We start from the raw sequence: 25,056 nt of genomic DNA on the forward strand, positions 1-25,056 counted from the left end.
CCATACTGGCATTATATTTGTTTGTACATATAATTGTACTTTATGGTTTTTCAATATAATTAGGTGGTACTTTTACAAAGGGTTCGCAAAGTGAGGGCATGCCCCTTGGATGGCGGGGCGGATTTGCACAGTCATTCACTCGCCAAGCACTTTGTAGAGAGCATCTCGTGAATCCTTATAATAGACGACCGTCAGCCGGGAGGCGAGATCATCAGACATATCATTGAGCTGTTTCCTGCTTGATACCGGCAGCAGTATCGCTGATGCACCATTATCTGCTGCCATCTCGGCCATATCAAGGGCATTATAGACCGGTTCAATCGTTCCACCGACACTCATCGTCCCGGCGATCACGACACCCCCCTTGATACTCCTGCCAAGTGCAGCGGATGAGAGGGCAAGGAGAATGGGTATGCCAATCGAAGAGGCGCCCTTTGCAGCACTCAACGCCCGGACCTGAACGGAATACTCATTTCCATGAGGATCACGATCCCCTATCAGCATCTTATTCTGGGTATAGAGGACCTGCTCTGCTGCACGGAGACTCTCTTTGAGACCAAATGGCGCCCGGACATTTACCAGCCGGATTGATGAGCCGGGTGTAACGGTCACTTCAATCTTATAGAGGCCGCTCCCTTCGTTCGCCTCTCCCGGTCCAATCGCCCATACCTGTCCGGGAGGGAGGGGATCCGGCGAGATCTCGCTGTCACTATGGAGCTCGGGGGTTGAGACATACTGCTCGATCCCATCCATTCCGAGCCGGTAGCTGAACATCGTATTTCGGAACTCTGCTGATCCGATCCGTTTTTGCTGTTCCTTTACTCTCCGCCGGCATTCAAGTGCTATCCTGACAACCCATTCAAGCTGATCATCTTCAATCTCCATCTCCGAAGAGGGGTAAAGAATCTTGAGAAGACCATTCACCGTTTTGTGCACTGCACGCCGATCACGACCACTGAGTGCATCCCCGAAGAAGACCCGGTCACTGATGAGATGGAGGCGGCTTTCACTCCTCAGCTGCCGCCAGGCTTCACTCAGAAAGTCACTGACCAGCCCATAATGCTCCGTCATCATATCCGGGTGGATCTTTGGATAGTCCCATCCGGGGGCATAGGAATGGATTCGATCCATGAATGCGGTGTCGTCACGGATCTCTTTTGGCATGGGGCCAAAGAGATGGCCTATCCTCTGCTGGTGCTCGACATCGACATCGAAGTTGCCGAGCATGACGATACCACCCTCTGCCCGGATACTTTCCCGGCCTCGTGAGAACTCGCCACTCTCCATGTAGCCCTTCATAATATTGACACCGTCTTTCTGGTCGAAGCTGATCCCGGATACCTCATCAAAACAGACGACATCATACTGGCAGACCAGTCCCCTCTGCCCATTAGCGTTATTCACAAACATCTTGGCAACCGTGGCTTTCCCTCCGGATACCAGGTGTGAGTAAGGACTGATCTGCTGATAGAGGTAACTTTTCCCGGTTCCTCTTGGCCCAAGCTCGATCATGTTGTACCCTTTCTCGACAAACGGCACCATACGGAGGAAGAGGACATCCTGTGCACGTGCTGAGAGTGAGGAGGGCTCAATGCCGACACTCCGGATAAGAAAATCCTTCCATTCCTGTGTCGTCATCTCTTTCCGGCCACGTGCAACGTCCTGAAGAACACCCCGTTTCGAGAGCTGGATCGGACGGAGGCGTTCAAGGGAGAACGGGCGGTTGCTCTCCGGATCTCCATATGCCAGCTCCACTTCTGCATAGAAGCCACCGGTCAGCATCCGCTCATGTTCATAGACAAGATCTGAATTGATATGGACATCATTTAAGAGAAGAGAGGGAATGGTCGCCAGGAAAGTGTCTGAACGGACATCAAGCCGTGCGGTGATGAGATCGATCACTTTGACGATGCCGTGTACTTTCGCATTGGCCTTATAGAGCTCCTGCTCCCCTGCCCTGACGATCCGTTCGCTTAACTGACGCTGGACAATCTCAAGCCCTTCTTTGATCTCCTCTTCATCGGTGGTTGCACAGTATTTACCGATGAGAAACTCGGCGACATAGGTTGGAACCGCATAGTTTCCCTTGAACTTCTGAGCGAGATCCTTCCGGACGACATAGCCGTCGAAAGCTTTTGTGACAAGTTGATCGAGCTGATCCAATGCTGGCATACTCTCATTCCCCTCCGATAATCACCTTTCTCTGGGCTATTGGATTGCCATTATCATCCAGGATTACAATGAACGCTTCGGCTCCTTCAAACCGGTCATCCGGTATCACAAGAGATATCGTTCCATCTGCGGGGATGGTTTTGCCCGCCTGTGTGATGCTGGTTGCCGGATCTCCGGGCCTCTCACGGATATCAATTCTATATCCTTCTGCACCGTCCGTATGTACTGAGAGGCGTAACCCTCTCCAGACCGGAGGCTCGACCTCTATCACAGACTGCATACCCCCTCCCCGCCTGACAACGATCTCGGGAATGACCACTTCTTCAGGGCTCAACCCTCCGTGATCGAACTCTTTTCCTGCTTCAAAACAGCTGATTCCGGGAGCAAGGGCGATCCGGACCCTTCGATCCCAGAACCACGGCAGCACAGGATAGGCAACCTGGGCATCCGGATGGAGCCGGGCACACCTCCCTTTTTTGATGAGGGTATATGCCGGGGGGAGCTCGGTCTTCTGCAGGCCACCCGGGATAAGAAGCCACCCGTGATCGGTGACGATACGAACCTGTCTCCATCCTGCCTGGAGGAGAGACTGTATCCGCTTCCTGATGAGGGAGAGTTCGTGATCAAGGATTGAGGCAAGGGCGATTCCCCTGTCATGGCCGCTATGATCGATGTTACCGATCTCGGTCCATGCCGAACCTGCAGGATCACCATACTCTCCTTCTTTCAGGACCTGATACGAATGTGCCTCAAGGATCCGTCTGAGTGCCTGGATCTCTGCTGCAGCACCGCTCTGCGTGCATGGGGTAAGCCCTTCTCCTGATGCGAGCTCTCCAGCTATGGGCATAACAGCCGGCTTTGCCGTCTCGGTCAGGGTTGGGAGCACCGAATATCTGTATGAAAGGTTGCATTCCTCGCCTCCATCTTCGAGGATTTTTTTGAGCCGGTGACCACAGTCCATACGAAGCCCGTCAACAAAGAGGATCACTTCTCCCACAACTGGAGGACTGGTTTGTTTCACCTGCTCAGGAGGGGATAGAGACCATGCCCTCTGGAACTCCTCTGCACGTGCAGAGAGCCAGTTCATGGAAACCGCCCTGATAGCAGTGGTTACTGCCCTCATTGTATCAGCATCAGATGCATACGCAAGACTGCGTAGGATGGCATTATCAGCTTTATAGAGCGTCTCGGTATAGCGCTTCGCCTGCTCATCCACCGTGCCGCCAAAGGTGTACTGTGTGGAGAGCCCTGCCAGTTCGGCGAGTGGTTCTATTGCCATCGCAAGGGGGCTCTCCCCTATGGCTGCCCAGACCCAGCCCCTCCGCTCGGCATGGGCTTTTTCAAGCCTTTGAATTGTATCTGCAGCGATAGGTGGAGATACCTGCTCAAGTGCAAGGAGTTCGGTATGAAGGGTCTTCTCCTCTTCGTCATTGATCTGGGGCCATGACTCCTTAAAGACAATAAATGGCGGTCGTTGAAGGTTTCTGAGAAGGTTTGGAATATCCGAAAACCTCTCTGGCGTCTCGATAAAACGCTCCCACATCTGTTGCCACTTCCTCTCCTGGGATGCGAGTTTCTCGGCTGCGGTTGCGACGCCATCGATCTGGGGATCAAAGCCATAATCGACTTTACAGATAAAACGGAAGGATTTCCATTCATCATGCGACATCTTTCCCCGCTCCTCTTCCGGAGCATTCATCCAGAGGAGTATCTGCTTCTTCTCATCCGGATGGGTGAGGCTGGTGAAGAAACCGGCTTTGAGTGGCTGGTTTGCACTGAGTGTCTGCATCGTCTCCTGGCAGAGTTTCTCTATTGAGCTTCTGAGTGCATCTTTTGTCGCCTGATCCGGTTGGGTTTCGATACTATAGTTTGCCTGAAGATAGCCTGCAATCGTCCAGTCCCGCCCATTCCTGTGCGACCAGAGGAGGCCACGATACTGGAGATCAATCAGTGGCTTGATCTCATCAGGACAGTCCCTGCTATTCCTGAATGCATCGCGTGAATATCCCGGGAGGTAGATGATCGGGCAGTCATCCTTTGGGAAGGTGGTGTCGGGGATTGCTTCTTCGAGGAGGCATCTGAGATAGATGGCGGGACCCTGCCAGGCATCAGGATCATAGGAGCCGAATGTCATGATCGGCATCTGAAATGTCTTCTTGAGCAGCGAAACGACCGGTCGCCACTCTTCTGTGGGATCTGTCCAGAGGAGGGCAACAGGGGGCGCAGCATCATTGCGGTTGTATTCGGTTGTAGCGGTTGTCAGGGTATTGCGTACTGCCTCAAGAAATGTTTGTCTCATAATCTGCCTCCGGAGAGTTTCTCAAGCCGGGCGATCCATGCATCAAAGTGCGGGCATTCCTCCCGCATGGTGCCAAGGGCGATCCGCCGGGCAATCTGGATGCCCCTTGTTCTCTTCTGGTATGATGGATAAAGTTTCAGAAGCCGCTTTGAGGGGGCTGTCTCCTCTCCATCGTTTATCGACTCAGGGCCATTTGGGAACTGGCGGATTATCATATCCAGGTCATGAATCCTTGATCGTTCCTGGGCAGTCATCACCTCATCTATGGTTGTCACATCAGAGAAGAGGAGCGCCTCGAACTCATGGACCTGGATATAGGGGATGAAGAACCGGTTATTGATGCTCGCCTGGAGTGCTGATTCTATTGTTTCAACACGAGTATGGGGGTTTGAGATGCGTTCGGCCTCATCCATTCCCGGAAAGGTCTCCGGGAGTTTATAGAGATCAAACATGGTGGTGACATAGGCACCCTGCTTCTCAAATGATTGAAGAATGATCTTCCTGACACGGTCATAGGGCATGATACCACCGCGATGAGTCTTTTCTCTGACTGCTGTCGGGAGGTTGATGGCAAAGGCCTCAATATGGAACTGCCGGAGATGGGGGGCGAGGATTTGACTCACGAACCCCTCTTCGGTCTGGCCTTCTGTGATAATCTTGAGCCTGATCATCTGATCACCGTGAAGGCTTCCCACCGAGGATGTTCATCTCCCAAAGTTCACCCAGCGAGTAGTCGTTCAGCCAGTCCCGAAGCTCTTCCTCTAAAAGCCGTTTAATTGTTGTCTCTCCATTATAGCGGTCAACAACAAGGATATCCTCCACCTCAAACTGGTTTACCAGGCTGACAGATTGTGTCGAGATGATGATCTGCGATTTTGTTGCCGCACTCTTGATCAGATCAACCAGGATATTCAATGCATAAGGATGGAGGCCGAGCTCCGGTTCATCAATGAGGATCAGATCCGGAGGATTTGGCTGGAGGAGAACTGTTGCGAGGCAGATGAACCGGAGTGTCCCGTCTGAGAGATGGGAGGCGATGAACGGGTAATCGGAGTCTTTTTCCATCCACTCAAGTTTTATCAGATCCTGGTTCTCGGGGAGCGGTCTCAGAGAGAAGTCGTCAAAGAATGGTGCGACAAGCCGCACCATATCCCGGATATCATTGTAGTGCTTCTCATGGGCGTTTTTTAAATAGTAGAGGAATGGGGCGAGGTTTGATGCATTGTAGCGGAAATACCTGTTGTCATTTATCTGCTCGATTGCCTTCATCGGGGATTCATCGCTTGTATCATGAAAATGATAGACCCGCCAGCTCTTCAGGCTGTTCAGCACATGGCGGGTTACGTTGTGATCCGACTTTTTTGCATAGGGGATCAGTTGTGTCTCCTCATGACCGGATTGTACAAAGTCATAATAGGGTGGTTCATCCGGACCATGACCATAGAACTCAGCAACTTCCCTTCCAAAGACGATCCCTTCGCCCTCTGCCTTCTCCCAGGTGCAGGAGTACCCGTTCTTCCCAAAGAGCAGTTCGATCTCAATTCTCCCTGTCTTCTTTGGGCCGTAATGCAGGAGCGACCTGATGCCTCCGGCTTTCCCGACCGCATACCGGAGCCTCCCCTCGACCATCTGGTTCAGAAGCCGGAAGAGCGTGATGAAGTTTGTTTTTCCTGCTCCGTTCGCCCCAATCAGGATATTGAGGTTGGTTAAGGTGATATCAAGATCCTTGATCGATTTGTAGCCTGAGATATGAATCTTATCCAGTGTATTCATCCCTCTTCTCCTTCTCCCCTCTCCCGTGCCTGCTTCTTCTCTGCAATGGTGAAGTGCCGGTCATTATGCCGTTCCACCGTCCCGGATGCATTCGGCACCGGATCTTTCCCCCGGTCTGTCCTCCAGTGGATCTTCGGGGTGGATCGAAGCACCCCCGCCTCAACAAATGGCCGGATATTCAGCCGGACACCATCATTGAGATCGGGGTCCCAGCCGATGGGCTGCTCATGAATCGGCTTCCACCTGATAAAAATATCATAGGGCTTCTCACCCTCAAGTATCTTCTCAAGCCGTCCTTTCAGGTCCAGGGCGGCAACCAGCCGCTCTTCTGCACCGGGGGTGGCAGCGGCGATCTCTGATCGCTGCTGGGTGATCCAGCCGCCGAGGTAGGTGTAGATGAGCCGCTCAAGGTTGCGCCGATCCAGTTTATGATAGTTGAGGAGGACCGAAAACCCGTCCGGCCTCCCGTCCCAGACCTGCCAGACGAAGGGCCGGTGGTGGAAGAGCTTTGCATGCGATGCGAAGAACTCATCCCTCAGGAATCCTTCAAGATCACCTTTCAGCCGCCCGTCATTCCTTGTATAGCCGGCTGCCCTGAGGAGTTCGTTCTCCATATCTGGCGACCACGCAGCCCCGTATGCGGCGGCAAGAAGCGACCGCAGCCGGTCCACGAGCCGGCCTTCGCCCCGGAGCGAGGGGATACCGGCGATTCCGTCATCATCGGCGAATGGGAGCAGGGCATCGCACCGCTGCACCCATTCCCGTGCCTCTGCTGCAAGCTCCATATCGGGATCGGTCTCGGCAGGCCATCTATAGCCGAGGAGGCGGGCGATGGCGACATGGAGGACGGTGCCATCGGTCCGGAGCGGCCCGTGGGCGAGCCGTTTCGTCTCCTCATCCCAGATGACGGAGCCGCAGGGGTGGCCGTGGAAGAGCCACTGGGTGGGATCATCGGAATAGGGGTCGGGGAGGCCATTGGGGTACTGCTCCTCGGCGACTTTTGTCCAATGGTCGAGATCGAAGGGGACTTTGACGAGGGTAGTACATGTGACATAGAGTTTAGAATCAATTTTGCGAATATTACTGCAATACTCTTCACTTGAACAATAGCTAATAATGGCAGGAAGATATGATGGATCGGTTGGTATTATTGCAGAAACGCCATTTCGATAAAGACCACCGTGGTAATATGTTGCTGGTAGGTTAGCCATCATACTAATTGCGACACCCTTTTTACCCCAAGCCAGTCTTCCTTGAACACGGGCTTGAGGGTTATCAAAATGTAACTGGCCTTTGTTTTTCCAATAAAGCACATAATTTAAACCAGAATATAACTTGGAATTAGGAACCGCATTTTGCATTTTTTGCCATAATTCAGATGGATATGTACTATCCCAAAACTCTCTTCTGAATCGTTCCCAGTCTCCTACATGTAATCCAATATATGGTGTTGTATATTTAAGGAGCAATTCACTTTTTGATCCCTGTTCAATCAAAATTCTAGAGTCTGGATTGTTAAATTGTTTTTTTTGTTCAATGCATTTCAATTCTGCATCCAACAAAGATTCTGCCTTTCCCGCCGCGTCACGTTCTTCCGATACATCAAGCCCGCAGAGTTCGTGACTTCCAAGTGCTTGTGTATGGGCGATACTCAGGAGAATGGCTTTCACCACCTCTCCGGAGATGGTTTCAAAAGCTCCCGGACCAAGTCTCACCACCAGCTCCCACCGCTCCTGCTTCAGCAGCTCCTCCCGGAACTTCGTATATGATGTAAGGAAGAGCCAGTTTTGCGGCAGAACAGCACTGACCGTACCTCCTGTTCGACAGAACGTAAGGCACCGATCAAGAAAAACCGTTGCGATATCAGCTTTTGCATCCGGGTGTCGTTCTTCACAAAATGAACGCAACAGATCTCCATGCTTCCCCCGTGAGAGATACGGCACATTCGTCACAATACAATCATACTTCCTCGAAAGCAGATCAACCGCTTTCATCACCCCGTGTGCCGTCTCCCCGAAGATGGCGGCAACCGGATCCCCGGCATCCTTCTCCTGCCGGATTGCCCGGTCAAGTGCCTTCTTCAAAGTAGCAGGGTCGGCAAGCGTCCCCCCGGAATCAACCTGAATCAGGCTCCCGAGGGTGTCAGCATTCTTAAAGAGCTCATAGTACTTCGCCAGCTCCCCTTCAAGCAGCCCTTCGCCTCCGGCGAGCCGAAGCCACTCCTCCTTCTCCGCCTTGATCGGAATCCCGGTACAGGCGAGATTTGGGACCGGCAGGTAAGATGCCGTCGGCGAGAATCCCTCCTTCCATGCCTCAAGGGCAATAGCAAAGGTGGCGATCTGGATGCACCGGGGATCGAGTTCGAGGCCGTGGAGATTCTTTCCGATGATCGCCCTGATGGCCGATTCATCATCCTCGCCCATTTCCTGCCGCATCGCAAGGAGCATATGGAATGCCCGGACGAGGAAATGCCCGGATCCACAGCAGGGATCGAGGATTCTGAGCTCATCAATATTCGTCGGCCAGGTGGAGAAGTCATGCTGCACCTGATCCTTATAATAGACCCATTCAGATCGGAGCGGGCTCTCGGGATGGCGGTCAAGCCACCAGGCACCAAGGCTGTTCTCAAGCAGGAACTGTACCATGTACGGCTCGGTGAAGAGCTGGGTGACAGCACAGAGATCATATCCCTGGATCTTCCGTTCAGAGGCATTCACCTCCTTCTTCTTCTCGGTCTGCCAGAACTGGTAAGTCCAGCCGAGGGCATCTTCGGCAAGGAAGGTGGTATCGGAGATCCCGGCGAGGATCGCCTGGAGTGCGGCAGAATCTTCAGGTGCATACCGGATCGCAAGGAGCGGATCACCCTGCCTGAAGATGCCGGGGAGCATCCACTCGGCATACTCAGCCGCAAGCTCAAAGAGATCCCGGTTCTCTTCGCTGGCGATCTCCCCGCACTCGGCGAGGTTGACAGGAATCTTATACTTTGGATGGAAGAGGAGATCGTTCTCGGCAAGGAACCGGGCAAAGAGCATCCGGTGCCACTGCTCATACGCAACCGTCCGGACCAGTGCCTCAAATCCCTCGGGATTGATCCCCCCAAGCCTTCTCAACTCTACCCGGAGCCGCCGCCGGAGCTCTGCCTGCTCCTCTGTCAGATGGGCCGGCTTCTTCTCCTCACAGACGCCGAGGACATGGAGGGCGTTTCGTGCCCCTGTTTCTGCCACACGGCGGGCCGCCTGGACGGCGGTATCGAGGCCACCCCGTTCTTCCCGGGAGAGGACGGTCATGAGAGCATCACCGGATTGCCCTTCTCAAGTTCTGCGAGAACCCTGTTCCGTACCTCCGCAAAATACTCATCCAGATCCTCAATTCTCTTCACGGTCATCGATCTCCCAAGAGGTACCATCACCGTCTTCGGCTCAAGGATTGTTGCTGCCTGCTTCCGGATGCTGGTGAGAGCATTCTCGATCAGCCGGACCGTGCCATCAAAGGATTGGAGGGGCCTCTTCTTCAGCTCCTCGATGATCTCGCCATCGGTGCCGGTCTTTAAGGGGGGGAGTTCCTCCAGATGATAGGTGCGGATCAGCCGTCCCCGATCATCGTCAGAGAGCCGCTGCCAGAGTGGATCGTCTTCCAGTGTAGCAAGCACATCAGATCGGGCCGTCTCAATCCGCCCCCTTCCTTCCCGGATCGCTTCCCGAAGCCCATTCCGGAGATCCGCAAGCAGCGGCCCGACCGGATCGGGATCTGCGAGCAGACTCCGGTGTTCATGAATCGATTCCGCTTCGGAACGAATCTCATCAAGTTCAGGGAGTCCCTCGGCATGGTCGATCAGGTTCCAGAGCCATCTCCACTGCGGGAGCTTCTCCTGGATCGTATCTCCTGTCTTTTGCCAGCGCCTGATATCCGGAGTGATCTCATCCTGCCTGACAACAAGCTCCCTGATGAGCTGATTTCCCGAGTAACCATGTAATTCAGAGAGATATCCGGGACGCACAATATTTGGAAGCGGCTCCTCCCCCCCGGATGACTGGAGAAGCTCCTCAATCTTTTGAAGAAACAGAATAGCCTGTTCAACTTCTCTCCCTGATTCAGGGGTGAGCGAAACGGTCGTGTAGAGTGATCGTGCTGCAAGCCGTTCATTCTGCGTCAGAACAACATTCTCAGCTGCAAATGCCGCTCTTCCAATCTGCTGCCGGTCAAGATCCGTCGCTGACAATGGTCGGCCGTTTATCCCTGCCTTCAGATGGTTGGTCGCAACCAGCACCAGCAACCCCCCATCGATTGCATCCTTTGGCCATCCAAATGGCGGCTGATCAAGAGAACGCCGGAGATCATTTCCGCTCTTTGGATTCGTCACCCGTTTGAGGATCTCCTTACAGACAGGATGATCTTCTGCACCTCTCTCCCATCCCACTTTTGTCAGAGGGGCCTGATCTCCGCTCTTTACCCGGGTAATGACCTGATCCCAGCCCCTGGTGTCAGCATCCCTGAATCGTGGGTACATACGGATAGCAGCGCTCTCCGTTGCCTTCTGAATGGCACCGTCGAGCGTATCATTCTCAACCTTCAGACCACCCCCGAGATAGACTGATGCCTGGGAGAAGATCTCCCTGACGATCTTCCCAATCCGCTGGATGTGTGCCATTCTCTTTGCATCAATATTGGATCGTGCCTGATCTCCTTCGGCGGTGGTTGGAGCAGGACGATCTTCAATCACCTTTTCTGCGGCGAGAAGCCCTGCAATCTCATCCTTGAAGGCATCATGTTCAATACGGGGGAGGAAGACAAAGACAAGCGGGCTCTCGCTCCCTTCAGCTGCTGCTTCATGTGTTACCGCCGTGTTATTCGTCTCCCATCCATGCCTGATCCAGATCGGCACTTTTGATCCGATCTCCGGTCTCTGGGATGTGAAGTAGACGAGATCTGCCTCACGCGGAGTTCTGCTCTCACCCTGCAGGATGGAGATTCGCCCCAGGTGCTGGTTGAGCTGCTTCTGGAGAATCTCATTCCGCTTGAAGATCAGCATGGAGTCATCGGCTTTATAATCGGTCTTCCGCTTCTGATAATCTCCTTCCCAGATACTTCCCTCTTCGGTCTGGATACGATATTCATCACCAACCTTTGCGATGACGCCCCGGTCATGCATATCTGTGAGGAGATCCGGCAGCTCACGCCTGAGATTCTCAGAGCCGGCGACGAGGTCGGTGATCAGGAGATCTGCAAGTATCTCGGGTGTTGCCCGAAGGCCAAACGAGGCATCGACCTTCTGAATAAGGAAGAGAAGAGCAGCAATACGGGATTGCAATATCCCCTGCTCGGTTCCATCATCTTCTTTTGCAATTGCATCGGCAATCTGCTGCGGGAGGATATTGTTATTTCTAAGCTGTGTCATCTGCTGTGAGAAGATGAAATCAGCAGGAATGATGGTTCCAAGCGGCTTGTCGGCATACTTCCTGGCACCATCGAAGGTGATCCGGAGCTGGTTTCGAAGCTGTGTGCTCATCCCCCCGGTATCGACCGCATGCAGCACCTTCTCCCAGAAGCGTTTTCTGGTTGGCAGAAGGGGGTAGTCAAGAGCAAGGAATTCGCCATCACCACTCCGATGGGCAAGTTTTGATCCATCCAGATGGCGTGAGATCTCCCCGGTGACAGAGTCGAGTGTCTTGTTGAGTGGTTCTTTCATCGACTCCTTTTTTCTGAGGATGGTCTGGCGGAGGACCGTATCGACATCTTTTGAATCGAGTGTGACCCGTAATGAGAACCTCCCCTGAAGCCTCTGGAGAAGGGTGTTTGCCTGCAGTGCTTCCTGACCGGTTGCCACAATCAGCAGCCGTGATTTGAATCTGCTGCAGATATCTTCTATGACACCCTGGAATGCAAGGAGCTGCTCTGCCCCCTCTCCAATCGTCAGGTACTGTTGTACTTCATCGAGGACGATCAGGACAAGCGGCATTCTGCCCTTCTCAGTACTCTTCATGGCAAAGATATCATTGAGCATCGATTCCATCAGATCGTTTGTCATCTCCATATCTGTCCCGAACTGCCGGCGGAGGTCATCTCTGGCCTCTTCAGGTGTCCGGTTTGAGAAATCCGGGTGGAACTCGATGAGTGCCTCCGCAAAGGCACTGGATACGAAGGGGCGGGTCATATCCCTTGGCTTCCCGCTACCAATGAGTCGCTGCCGCATCTTTTCAAGGATGCCATATTCGGCAAGCCAGAGATGAATTCGTGCGACATCAATCTTCTCTGGCAGATCGGCTGCCCGAAGAACGATCTGGAGGATTGCAGTTCTTGGGTCGTCACCAACACCGGCACTGAGTGTTCCTGCCGCAGACCAGATCCCCCCGTTTCGTCTTCCCTCTGTGTTCAGTTGTATAAGGAGATCATTAATCTCGGGTGGCACTTTGGCAAGATTTCGTGCGGTTGAACCATCGGGGAAAGCCAGATCGCTCCAGAGAAAATCAAGAACCCGGACAAGATGCGACTTTCCTGATCCAAAGAATCCGCTCACCCATACCGCAGGTTGAACCGGCTGATCGAGATTATCAAGGAATGACTGAAGAATGTTCTTCAGCCCGGTGTTGTAGGACCCCTCACAGACGAAACTCTCGAGTTCATATCTGGCGACGGTAAGCTGGTATTCATCGGTGATTCGTCCAACTTTGGTTACACCATCGTTTGGTATGGTGTACTCAGTCGGATCTCGATAAAAAACTGCTTTATTCTTGGTATCCCGGTTTTCTAACATAGCTTACTCCTCCACCTCAATAGGTGTCGCAAGATAATTCCACCCGTCCCGTGCCTTCAGAAGGCGGTAGTTTCTTCCGTCCCGATCACCAGGGAAGAAGAAGAGCAGCCGTCCGCTGACTCTTGTCTGCCTGATGAGATTATCGATGATGGTACTTGCACGAACAATCCCAAAAAGGGTGCCAATACCGGTGATTGCAGATACGGTGTTTGAATCCCCGTCTCCCAGCTTTGTACTGAGAGTATCTACCATATATGAGCAGAAATCAGGAAGATCATACTCGAGATCGGAAGGTTTTTTGAAGTATTCCTCATGGTACTCATTCTCTATCAGCCAGGACTCAAAATCCCCGCATATATCGTAATGAACCCATCTATGGCCGGCAGTTACGGTTTTGATCTTAAATTCCTCAAGCCGTGCCTGTATCCGGCGTTCATATACAGGTTCATAGACACAGAACCATACCTTCTCCTGATCTGAAAGCATCTCTTCCCATGGAAGTGCGACCCGCCTCCCATACACTTCAATGAGTTCTTCGACTCTTCCCATTATGTATCATCCCTTCTCTGATCAAACGTGAGCGTCAGTTCAATAATCCCTCCGGCGCTCCGATAGATGAGCCATCCTTTCTTCATGGCTGCATGGAGGTATGCCTGGATCTCGGTATCAGTTGCATCCAGAGCATCAACATAGACCGTATCAAAGAGAGAAGCGCCCTGCAACCCGGTGAGCTGGCCAAGGTAGATGGCATATGTCAGAGATGCAGGACCCGCTTGTGCTCTTCTCCGGATCTTCCTTATCCTCCCACGCAGATGGCCGGATTGTACCCAGGATGAGAGGAGATTGCGGGAGGTTGAATCTATTAACTTCGGTGAATAGCGTTTCCCATACTCCTGCTCGATGAATCCGATCATCTCTTCCTTTGTGATCGGCGTGTCACATTCAAGAGGAAGAATCTTTTGCGCGGAATAGCGCAGGATATGATCCCGAAAAAGAGCCGCTTCCAGAGCAATCAGCGGCCTCTCATCCGGTGCTTCATCCCAGAAGAAACGAAGGGCCGCAAAGAGCGGGTTTTGAATATCGAGACTATACAGAATCTCTACGTGATAATAACTTTTCTTCCTGCTTGAGATGCTGGTCTTCTTAAGAATATTCTCCTCAACAATCAGCCGTTTGATCTCCTCAGCCGGACAGTCCCAAGATGTGGAATCAAGAATCCGGGATAATTCATTGAGCATCATGGTCCTACCGGTATGGGCACTTGCAATGCTGGTAAAACCATAATCATCTGAGTCCGTACCTGCCTTGGGCGCTTCTAATGGCACTAAAGGAGATATATTCTTTTCAGACTTATAAAGGATTAGATTTGATTATGGGGGGCTTTCTTCGTATAAATCAGAGTCCGCACCTCTCATAGAACACATGCTCCATTAGCGGTTTTATTGAGAAAAAATTCAATCCCCACAGGTGTGGGGAACACAACTCCAAGATGGGCGGCACCCATCGTGTCATCGGTTCATCCCCACGGGTGTGGGGAACACTCATCAATCATATCATCTCAGGAAAGAAGTAGCTTTCTCCTGACTGGTCGGTATCCCCTCCCCCCTCCTATTTTTCACGTTCCCTCCTCCCACCATCATCCATCACAATACACCCCCGTCTCACCAGCTCAAAGAAACACCGGGCGGTCGCCTTCGCATCATGCAGAGCATCATGACAGCCCTCATACCCGGCACCAAACAGGAACCGATGCAACTCAGCCAATGTGGGGTACTTCCAGCCCTCCTTCCGCCGGAGCCGGCAGACCGGAACCGAAACCTCCATTGTACAGATCCGTAGCTGGTCCAGGAACGGGGTATCCCTTCCAAGACGGAGGCACTCAGAAGCGATCACCCCCTCATCAAAAGCGAGATTATGGGCAACAACACTATCAGAACGATCCATCTCATCCCGGAACCTTTGAAGAGCATCAGAGACCGGAATCCCTGTGACCTCTGCGGATCGGGTTGAGATCCCATGCACCCTCTCAGCGTCTGCGGGGATCGCAAATCCGTCAGGCCGGATGATCAGGCTCTCTTCAGCGATCTGTCCCCCGGAGGCAGTACAAACAACCCATCCAACCTGAACAAGACGTGGCCAGGCATGCAGATCCGAAAACGGTGCACCGGGATAGAGGGGCAGCCCGGTCGTCTCGGTATCGAAGATGAGGTATCGAGGCCCGTCACGAATCACCCATCACCCCTTCCTCCACTCACCCTCCGGCACCCGCATCACAAACCTCGCCCCCTCACCATCGACCCCCTCCTCGGTGATCGTGATCCTGGTGATCCCGAGGATCTCCCGGATAAAGAAGAGGCCAAGGCCGGTATTCTTCCCGACGCCACGCTCAAAGATCTTCTTTTTCTCCTTCTCCGGGATGCCGGGGCCGTCATCCTCCCAGACGAGGAGGAGATCCCCGCCGTCCTCCTCGCAGAAGACCCTGACCCGGGTCGCCCCGGTCGCATACCGCTCGGTATTCTCCATCAGGTTCGCAAAGGTTTGGGGGAGGAGGGGATCGGCAAAGATCGCAGTATCTCCTGTCTCATCGATGATCGGGATCGCCCTCGATCCGATCCCGGCAAGCTGCTCTCCGACCTTCTGCCATGCCGGAGCCTTAACCCCGAGTTCCTGGTATTCGCGGGTGAACTCGATCTGGCGCCTGATCCATCTGGTCGCCTCATCCATCCGGTTGAGATACTTCGCCAGCGTCTCATCGGTTGCCATCTCCTGTGAAAGCGAGAGATAGCCTCCAAGGACCGTCAGCTGGTTGGCGATATCATGCCGGGTGATCCCGGTCATCAGGTTCAGCTTCCGGTTTGCATCGGCGATGGCAGCAGCGTTCCGTGCAAGCTCATCATCGATCAGTTTTGCAGCCGTTATATCGCGGGCGATCCCCTCGATGGCGATCATCCGGCCGCCATCATCATAGACGGGGACATTCTTCTGCTCCACCCAGATGATCTCCCCGTCTCTCCGTATCCAGCGGAGGAGGAGCGGTTCGGCCAGCCTCTCTCCATCCGCCAGATCAGTGAGGAGGTGACGGTCATCGGGATGAATGATCGTATAGCCAAGCATCGGATCATGGTAATGATCCTCTGGTGTATATCCTGTGATCCGGGTCACTGCGGGGTTCAGATAGGTGAAACGTTGACTGGGAAGGAGATCGACCCGGTAGATGATATCCCCGGCATTCTCGGCGAGACGCCGGAACCGCTCTTCACTCTCCCGGATCTTCACCTCAGCCTCACGGCGCCGAAGTATCCCGTACGTCATGTTGCCAAGCGTCACGAGGGCGTCTGCATCATCCTCCATGTAGTGCTCGTCCTTGTTTGCAACCGCGATGACAGCAGCGATCCTCCCCCCCATAAAGATGGGGACGGCAAGGAACCTGGTGATCGCAACATGCCCGTCCGGGCAGCCCTTCTTCGCCGAGTGATCACCCGCGTACTCGTTGATGATCACCGCCTCTCGCATCCTGACACATTCACCCAGAATCCCTGAGGTCCGAACCGGGATCGCCACAGGCCCATGGTCCATCCGGCAGTCCGCCATCACCTCCTCAGACCAGGAATGGATCGCCATCACCGACTCATCAGGAGAGAGAAGCCCGATGAACGCATATCTGCTCTCCGCCATCTCCTTACTGGCATCAAGGGCAAACGCCATCATCTCCTCTTCCGGAGCATCACCAAGGCGGTAGAGGTCCAGAAGGTTCTTTGTCCTGATCAGATGGAGAAGAACCTCCTCCTCAGCCTCCTTCCGGTCGGTGATATCGGTGAGGATCCCCTGGATAGAGACCACCCCGTCGTCCCGGATCACTGGCCTGGCCGAGGTCCTCATCCAGATATAACTGCCATCCTTTCGTCTGAATCCAAATTCGGTCACGACAGGATTGCCTGCAACAACCTTGTTGAATACCTCAACCTGCCCGGCAACCTGATCGGGATGAATAAAATCACCGATGGTCTGCCCGATCAGCTCATCGCGTGAGTATCCGGTGATCCCCTCGACATTTGGGGAGAGATAGGTGATCTTCCCGTCGGTGTCGAGGGAGTAGACGAGCTCGGTCAGGTTCTCGATGAGTGCCCGGTACTTCTCCTCATTCTGACGGAGCCGCTCCTGTGCCTTCCTGATCTCTGTGACATCCCGGATCGTCTCTATCGCCCCTGTGCACCGGCCATGATCATCGAAGAGGGGGACCGCCCGGGCCCAGAGTATCGCCTCTCTCCCACGGGGGCGTGCATCGTCCGTCTCCACCTCAATGATATTCCCCTTCTGCCGGAGGCTCGGATACATGGAGATATCCCCGACTCCACGTGCGATATCGATGAGGATCGGTCTCCTCTCTGAATATAAAAAGAGTGAATACTCAAAATTCCCCTTCCCGATGATATCGGCTGCGGGAATACCGCTCATCTGCCCCATCGCCAGGTTCCAGGCGGTCACCACCCCGCTTTCATCGACGACGAAGGTCGGCTCAGGGAGCGATTCGATGATCTGGAGGAGCCGCTCTCTTCCGGCTGCAATCTCTGCCTGCATAAGGATGAGCTCATCCAGCTGTGACCTCATCTCCTCCTCTGCAGCCTGAAGATCATCGTTCTTCACAAGGAGCATCTCGCGGGACCTGATCTGCTCAAGATATCTCCCAAGCAGTGCAGCAATCGTCTCAAGGAGTGCCTCCTCCTCTTCAAGGAACGCTCTATCCTCATGATAGAAGAGGCCGATATCCCCGACTGCCTGATCGCCTGCGATGATTGCGCTCTGCAGTGACCAGGGGGTCTCCCGGAAGCCCTCGGTCGAATAGATCTGATCAGCAACGGTGATCTGGACAGAGAGAATATCCGGGTGCCGGTACCCTGTCGGGATCATCTTAGCCGACTCCCCGAGGATCTCATCTATGTTCATCCCCATCTGGCCCACAAGGGATGAGATCCGGTACAGGCACCCCGCCTCCTTCACCCGTTCATGGAGTGCAGTGGTTGCATTCTTCTCACTGGTGACATCCCGGATGATCGCAACCACCTCATCGTCGGCATACGGGGCGATTCGGGCCTCGAAATGGAGGGTTCCCGCTGGAACGTCAAGCGTATACTCGATCTGCTGTACATCTCCGGTCGCAAGGGCAGCTCTGATGGCCCCCCCCGTCCGCTCGCCAATATCCGGCGACAGCAACTCTCCAATCGTCCTTCCCACCATCTTCTCCTTTGGCAGGAATAACCGATCATCATCAGGGCTGAGGATATCGAGGTACGTTCCCTCGCTGTCAAGCCGGATAAGGATGTCAGGAATCGCGGTCAGGATCGCATGTTGAAGGGCTTCACTCCCCCGGAGCTTCAGCTCCTGCTCCTTCTGAGGTGTAATGTCCCGGATCGTCTCGATCCCGCCGATACACCGGCCGGAGTCGTCATACAGGGGGACCGCACGAATCCAGAGGGCGGCTCTTCTCCCCCTGGGGGTCGCATCCATCGTCTCTGCCTCAATAACATCCCCTTCTCTACGGACGGATGTATATGCATCACATCCACCCGTCACGCCCCGGGCGATATCGATGAGGATGGGCTTTCGCTCCCCGTAGAGGGGAACCGCATACGCATAGTCTCCCTCTCCGATCATATCGCCTGCAGGAACGCCGGTCAGCTCCTCCATCGCCTGGTTCCAGGCGGTCACGACCCCCTCTGCATCCACCGCAAGGGTCGGATCGGGGAGGGTATCGATGATCCGTGCAAGCTGATTTTTAATACGTTCGTTCTCTCTCTGGAGGGTGAGTACCTCTTCGAGCTGTGATCGGATCTCCTCCTCGGCTCCCGCAAGCTCTTCATTCCGCTGCCTGAGATCCTCCTCCATCAGCTTCCGATCGTTGATATCAACTGCAACCCCGTACCCGATGATGCTTCCATCAGACCGTGCTTCAGGTACTTCCCTGAGAAAGATCCACCTGATATCGCCATTTCGGTCCCAGATCCGGAACTCGGTCGTCAGCTGGCTCATCGTTCCAAGCGACGCCGCTTCAAGCCTGGCAAGCTGCTCATAATCCTCCGGGATGATCCGGCTGTACAGGAGGGAGGCATCCTGACAGGCCTGATCAACCGTTATTCCGCAGATCGATTCAATCCCGGAGCTGACGTACAGGAAGCGGCGTTCTCCGGACGGGCTCGTCTCAATCTGATAGATGATGCTATCCGGGATGGTGTCACTGATGATCCGGATCTGCTCCTCAAGCAGCCGCTGGTCGGTGATGTCCTGGCCCTGAGCGATTGTTGCGATGATCCCCCCGTTGCCGATGATGGCTGCCGAATTCCAGCGGATGATCCTCTTTGTTCCCTTCCTTGTGAGGATTGGGATCTCACGATCCATCCACCCTTCTCCGGCGCCCGCCCTGCGAATATATTCCATCGCCCTTTTCCGATCTTTGGGATCAAAGAGGATCGTAAGATCGGATCCAATCGCCTCCATCTCTGAGATCCCGGTGAGCTCTTCAAACGCATTGTTGAAGAGGGTGATCCGGCACTCACTATCCCAGACGATGATTGGGCAGCTGGCGTGGGTGATCAGTTTCCCGAGGTACTCGTTCGATTCTGACAGCCTCTTCTGTACCGAGACGAGCTCATCGACCTGTGACCGCATCTCCTCCTCTGCTCCCGCAAGCTCTTCATGTGCCCTCCTGGAACGGATGGTCTTCCAGAGCCCGTCCATCAGGAGGGTGAGCTGGCGGAGATCCTGGTCTGAGTAAGGCTCCTCTTTATTGCCGACCCCTGCAACGAGGACGATCCGTCCATCATCAAAGATCGGGAGATTCATATGCCGTGTGATCGGGAGATGCCCCTCCGGATATCCCTTCTTGAGGGGGTTATCTGCCTGGTAGTCATTTGTTATGACCGGTCTCCGCTGCCTGACCGCCTCTCCCCAGAGCCCTGTCTCAGAGACGGGATAGACCATCGGCGTATCCAGTACACCGCAATCATCCATCGCAGTCTGAGACCAGGAGTACATCGTCATCAATGACTCATCAGGTGAGAGGAACGCAAGATACCCGACCTGGCTTTCGGTGATAGTGACAGCCCGTTCAATCGCGGTATCGATGATCGCCGTCTCGGGCTGATCTGCAATCTCCGCAAGCTCAAGGAGGGCGGCCATCCGGCGTTCGTTCAGCTCACGCTCCTTCTCTACCCCTATCCTCCCGGTGATATCCCGGATATAGGCGAGAATATAGGTCTTCCCCTCCATCCCGACCCTTGTAAGGAAGACCTCGGCATCGAAGGTTGAGCCATCCCCTGGCCGCCTGGCCTTCCATGGGAAGAGGAGGTTCTCCCCTGCAATGACCCGCTCCCACTTCCCGGCAACCTCTTTCATTGACGACCCGGGACCACTAAACTCTGCAATGGTAAGCCTGAGTGCCTCCTCCCGGGTGACACCATACATCGAGAGCATCGTCTCGTTGACATCAAGGACTGTCCCCTTCAGATCATGGATGAAGATTGCATCATATGAATGGTCGATGAAGGTCCGGAAGAGATCCCGGGACTGGCGGAGCTCATCCTGCACCGAGACGATATCATCAAGCTGTGATCGCATCTCCTCATCTGCAGCCGCAAGTGCTTCGTTCTTCTCGAGGAGTGCCTCCTGTGCTCTCTTCTGTTCAAGAGCTCCTGAAAAGAGGCTTGCACTGATCCTGAGGAGATCTCCTTCTTCTTCTCCCCATGTACGTTCCGAGAGGTTATTGTCAAGCCCGATGAATCCGGCTATCTCTCCCCCGATGATGATCGAATGGACGATCAATGATTCGATACCCTGTGCCGCCAGGATATCCCGTTCAGCTGCTGCCTCGTCAGGGAGTGATGCGACACTGTTGATCCCGAAGTGCCCGTCTCCCTTTAACCTCTCCATCCACCAGGTAAAATGGGATGTCGGGAGATCCTGGAGATCTTCTTTCTGGGGGGTGATGCCATCTGCACACCACTCATGGGTGTTATCAACCACATGCCGCTCCTGGGTGAAGAGGAAGAGGTAGGCACGGGAAGCGTTTGTAAACTTTCCAATTTCAGAGAGTGCCTGGTTTGCCGCGATATCAAATGAGTTCGCATACAGGAAGAGCGAGGAGATGTCAGCCACCAACCGCTCAAACTCGAGCCGGTATGAGACCTCCTCCTCTGCCCGCCGCCTCCCGATCGCATGCTCGAGCTTCTTTGCAAGCTCGGCAAACTGTGACTTGGGATCTCCGCCCTTCTGAAGATAGAAGTCAGCACCGTTGTTGAGCGCCTCAATGACGACATCCTCGCGCCCCTTCCCGGTGAAGATGATGAACGGGACCCTGCACTCCGCCTTTCTGATCTCCTGTAAGAGTTCAATCCCGTTCATGCAGGGCATCTGGTAGTCGGAGATGACGGCATCGTATCCCCCGGTGAGCACCCTGCCAAGGGCACTCTCCGGATCCGCCTCAACATCCACTGCGTAATGGCCGGTCCGTTCGAGGAATATCTTTCCAATCTCAAGGAGGGCCGGCTCATCATCGATATAGATGATCCGAAACGGGGAGGATTGAGTCATCTGATATATTTATATCATTCCGAGCATCTTTATCCTTCCGAACTATGGGGTGTGTATACTATCTCATGAATAATTCGATCCCAGACTCCCCACCGATGCGCCACGACGGTTGAAAGGCTTCCTCTCTCCCCCTCTCACCAGCCGGGGCACGGACAAATCCCTCTGCCTGAACCCCCATTCTCCCCCGGATCCTCTCCACTCATCGGCTGGCCGGTATCGGTGATCCTGCAGATCAAACCAGAAGCGCTTTGTTGGAGGAGTATCAACCGTACAGGACCTTGTAGATACGTCCCCTCACCCAGTCCGGGATGCCGGGGAGGTATGATCTGCATTTTACTGGTGGTTAGAGATGAGAGTATTTTTTATCGGATATGGACAGGCCGGGGGCAAGATCGTTGATATGTTCCTTGCAATGGATAAGAAGATCCAGGGGAACAGCTTCCGGGGTATCGCTGTAAATACCGCACGAACCGATCTGATGGGGCTCAAGCACATCGAGATGAAGGATCGCCTCCTCATCGGCCAGACGGTCGTCAAGGGGCATGGTGTCGGGACCGACAACGTCACCGGCGCAAAGATCGCCGCTGATGAGATCGATACCATCATCAATGCCATCGATATGCGGGGGACCCATGACATCGATGCTTTTATCGTCGTTGCAGGTCTTGGAGGGGGAACCGGCTCCGGGGGAACCCCGGTCCTCTGTCGGCACCTGAAGCGTATCTACCGGGAGCCGGTCTATGTCCTCGGGATGATCCCGGCTCCGGAGGAGGGGAAACTCTACTCCTATAATGCCGCACGGAGCCTTGCAACACTCGTCAAGGAGGCGGATAACACCTTCATCTTTGATAACAGTGCATGGAAGAGTGAGGGGGAGAGTGTCAAGGCAGGATACGATACCCTCAATGACGAGCTTGTCCGCCGATTCGGCGTCCTCTTCCGGGCAGGAGAGGTTGGAAAGCTGGGTGTCGGTGAGATGGTCGTCGATTCGTCCGAGTTCATCAATACCCTCCGGGGCGGGGGCATCTCAACCGTCGGATATGCCATCTCCGAGGTGACCACAAAGACCAAGCCCAAGAAGAGTCTCTTCTCCGGATTTGGGAAGAAGAAGGAGGAGGCCGAGAGCCCCCTGACCGGGGAGGATAAGTCTGCAAAGATCATCGGGGTCATCCGGCGGGCGATGCTCGGCAGGCTGACACTCCCCTGCGACTATACCACAGCAGAGCGGGCACTGGTTCTTGTTGCCGGCCCTCCAAATGAACTGGATCGGAAGGGTGTCGAGAAGTCCAAGTCATGGGTTGAGGAGAATATCGCCGGGGTCGAGGTCCGGGGCGGTGACTATCCTGTGGATTCATCATATATCGCCGGGGTCGTCATCCTTGCGTCCATCGGTAATGCCCCCCGGATCACCGAACTCCTTGAGATCGCCAAGGAGACGAAGAAGGATGTCCTCGTCTCCCAGGAGCGGAGATCGACGATGTTTGAGGATGCCGTCGATCCCCTCTTTGAGTGATCACCCATCTGCCATCTTTTCTTTTCCATCGTATGCGCTGATACACCTCTGCAATAACGCCCATTCCTCCTGCCTCTGCCCCTCTCCCCGTTAAATAATTCGTTCATGGCATGGAATCACGTTCCCGTTCCCGGATGGTCAGGCCTGACAAATGAGACGGCTTCCCCCCGGTTTCAGGGTTAAATTTATGTAGACTCTCAAACCACGCACCTGTGGTAGTGATGAATATGCAGCAGTACGGAGGAGGACCAGAGATGCAGGCAGGCATCTATCGGGAAGGAACAGAGAAGACGGGCGGCCGTGATGCCCTGAGCAATAATATTGCCGCCGGAAAAGCCGTAGCTGCCGTCATCCGGACGACGCTTGGCCCTCAGGGGATGGATAAGATGCTCGTCGACTCGATCGGGGATGTGGTCATCACCAATGATGGCGTCACCATTCTGCAGGAGATGGCGATAGAGCATCCTGCCGCAAAGATGATGGTCGGGATCGCAAAGACCCAGGATGACGAGGCCGGGGATGGAACCACGACCGCCGTTCTCCTCGCGGGGGAGCTCCTCAAAACGGCGGAGGCCCTCATCGACCAGGACCTTCATCCGACCGTCATTGTGCAGGGATACCGGATGGCACAGGAGAAGGCAGCATCGATCCTTGATGAGCTCTCCTTTGCGGTCGGCCCTGAAGAGAGGGAGATCCTGACCAGGATCGCCTCAACCGCGATGACCGGGAAGGGTGCGGAGACGACAAAAGAATATCTTGCAGATCTCATCGTCGAGGCTGTCTCGCTGATCACCGATGATGAGGGGCATGCGGATGTCACGAATATCCGGATCGAGAAGAAGGTCGGGGGCTCGGCAGACGACGCAGAGATCATCGAGGGGATCGTCATCGATAAGGAGCGGCTTCATCCGTCGATGCCCGGCTCCGTCACCGATGCCGAGATCCTCCTCCTCAATGCCGCCATCGAGATGAGGAAGACCGAGATCGATGCCGAGATCACCATCACCCGCCCCGAAGAGCTGGACGGCTATCTGGCACAGGAGGAGGAGATGCAGCGGGAGATGGTCGGGAGGATCATCGCATCCGGTGCGGATGTCGTCTTCTGCCAGAAAGGGATCGACGAATTTGCTGAGAAGATCCTTGCACAGGCGGGTATCTTTGCCGTACGGAGGATGAAGAAGTCTGATATGGAGACGATTGCGGAGGCGACCGGTGCCTCGATCGTCTCCTCCCTTGATGCCATCTCCGGGGATGATCTGGGAAGGGCAGGAATGGTCGGGGAGAAGCGGCTCTCCGGTGAGCGGATGGTCGTCATCTCAGGGTGCAGAAATCCCCATGCCGTCACCATCGTCGTCAGGGGGGGAACCAGCCATGTGGCAGATGAACTCGGCCTTGCCGTAGAGGACGGGCTCCGTGCCGTCGGGGCGACCCTTGACGATAAGAAAGCGGTTGCCGGGGGCGGCGCCGTCGAGATCGAACTCTCCCGCCGCCTTTCTGCCTATGGCTCCGGTATCGGCGGCCGGGAACAGCTCGCCATCGATGCGTTTGCAACCGCCCTTGAGGCGATCCCCCGGACCCTTGCCGAGAATGCCGGCCTTGACCCCATCGATATGCTTGCCGCTCTCAGGACTGCACATGAGCAGGGGATGACGACGGCAGGACTCGATCCCGATGCTGAGGGGGCAGTCGATATGCGGGAGGCAGGGGTTATCGAGCCGCTCCGGATCAAGGCCCAGGCGATCTCCTCTGCCGCAGAGGCAGCCGCCATGATCCTCAGGATCGATGAGATCATCGCTTCATCCGGAACAGGCGGTATGCCCTCTGAAGAGGAGATGGCCGCCATGCAGGCGATGGGCGGCATGGGCGGCATGGGCGGCGGCATGCCGATGATGTAGATCCCTCATCTCTGACCGGATCTTCCCTTTTTTTTATTGGCATACTATTATCTTCTCATCTGATTGAACT

The 25,056-nt window shown here is 54.6% G+C and carries 12 protein-coding genes; 2 read left to right on the top strand and 10 right to left on the bottom strand.

Features of this window, described 5'->3' with window-relative positions; translation table 11 throughout:
• Positions 1-135 precede the first annotated feature (135 nt).
• From brxL to J2T58_RS06430, 10 genes are all read right to left on the bottom strand, one after another.
• A complete protein-coding gene (gene brxL, locus J2T58_RS06385; protein ID WP_253488280.1) occupies positions 136-2,172 on the bottom strand; it encodes a BREX system Lon protease-like protein BrxL in 2,037 nt (678 codons plus the stop codon).
• A 4-nt stretch (positions 2,173-2,176) separates the two neighbouring features.
• A complete protein-coding gene (gene pglZ, locus J2T58_RS06390; protein ID WP_253488281.1) occupies positions 2,177-4,471 on the bottom strand; it encodes a BREX-1 system phosphatase PglZ type B in 2,295 nt (764 codons plus the stop codon).
• Complete coding sequence (locus tag J2T58_RS06395; protein ID WP_253488282.1) at positions 4,468-5,142, bottom strand: DUF4276 family protein; 675 nt, start codon at positions 5,140-5,142, stop codon at positions 4,468-4,470. The genes pglZ and J2T58_RS06395 overlap by 4 nt, the downstream gene beginning before the upstream one ends.
• A 4-nt stretch (positions 5,143-5,146) precedes the next feature.
• The gene (locus tag J2T58_RS06400; RefSeq protein WP_253488283.1) at positions 5,147-6,244 is read right to left on the bottom strand and encodes an AAA family ATPase; all 1,098 of its coding nucleotides are present in this window, start codon (positions 6,242-6,244) and stop codon (positions 5,147-5,149) included.
• Positions 6,241-9,531, bottom strand: a complete 3,291-nt coding sequence (locus tag J2T58_RS06405; protein WP_253488284.1) for an Eco57I restriction-modification methylase domain-containing protein — start codon at positions 9,529-9,531, stop codon at positions 6,241-6,243. The genes J2T58_RS06400 and J2T58_RS06405 overlap by 4 nt, the downstream gene beginning before the upstream one ends.
• Complete coding sequence (gene brxC / locus J2T58_RS06410) at positions 9,528-12,995, bottom strand: BREX system P-loop protein BrxC (RefSeq protein WP_253488285.1); 3,468 nt, start codon at positions 12,993-12,995, stop codon at positions 9,528-9,530. The genes J2T58_RS06405 and brxC overlap by 4 nt, the downstream gene beginning before the upstream one ends.
• Before the next feature lie 3 nt (positions 12,996-12,998).
• The gene (locus tag J2T58_RS06415) at positions 12,999-13,544 is read right to left on the bottom strand and encodes a BREX protein BrxB domain-containing protein (RefSeq protein WP_253488286.1); all 546 of its coding nucleotides are present in this window, start codon (positions 13,542-13,544) and stop codon (positions 12,999-13,001) included.
• On the bottom strand, positions 13,544-14,320 hold the full coding sequence (locus J2T58_RS06420) for a hypothetical protein (RefSeq protein WP_253488287.1): 777 nt from the start codon (positions 14,318-14,320) through the stop codon (positions 13,544-13,546). Before J2T58_RS06420 ends, J2T58_RS06415 begins: the two co-directional genes overlap by 1 nt.
• 283 nt (positions 14,321-14,603) lie before the next feature.
• Positions 14,604-15,227 carry a 3'-5' exonuclease gene (locus J2T58_RS06425; RefSeq protein ID WP_253488288.1) on the bottom strand — a complete coding sequence of 208 codons (624 nt, stop codon included), beginning with the start codon at positions 15,225-15,227 and terminating at the stop codon, positions 14,604-14,606.
• A 3-nt stretch (positions 15,228-15,230) separates the two neighbouring features.
• On the bottom strand, positions 15,231-21,578 hold the full coding sequence (locus J2T58_RS06430; RefSeq protein ID WP_253488289.1) for a PAS domain S-box protein: 6,348 nt from the start codon (positions 21,576-21,578) through the stop codon (positions 15,231-15,233).
• Positions 21,579-21,927: 349 nt separating this feature from the next.
• On the opposite strand from J2T58_RS06430, the gene J2T58_RS06435 reads away from it, so the two are divergent.
• Together J2T58_RS06435 and thsA are read left to right on the top strand one after the other, a co-directional pair.
• Positions 21,928-23,091 (top strand): tubulin/FtsZ family protein, encoded by a 1,164-nt coding sequence (locus J2T58_RS06435; RefSeq protein ID WP_253488290.1) that lies wholly within the window; start codon positions 21,928-21,930, stop codon positions 23,089-23,091.
• 227 nt (positions 23,092-23,318) lie between these two features.
• Entirely contained in the window at positions 23,319-24,986 is a 1,668-nt protein-coding gene (gene thsA, locus J2T58_RS06440) for a thermosome subunit alpha (protein ID WP_253488291.1), read from the top strand.
• Positions 24,987-25,056 lie beyond the last annotated feature (70 nt).

Source organism: Methanocalculus alkaliphilus, assembly GCF_024170505.1.
Taxonomy (GTDB): domain Archaea; phylum Halobacteriota; class Methanomicrobia; order Methanomicrobiales; family Methanocorpusculaceae; genus Methanocalculus; species Methanocalculus alkaliphilus.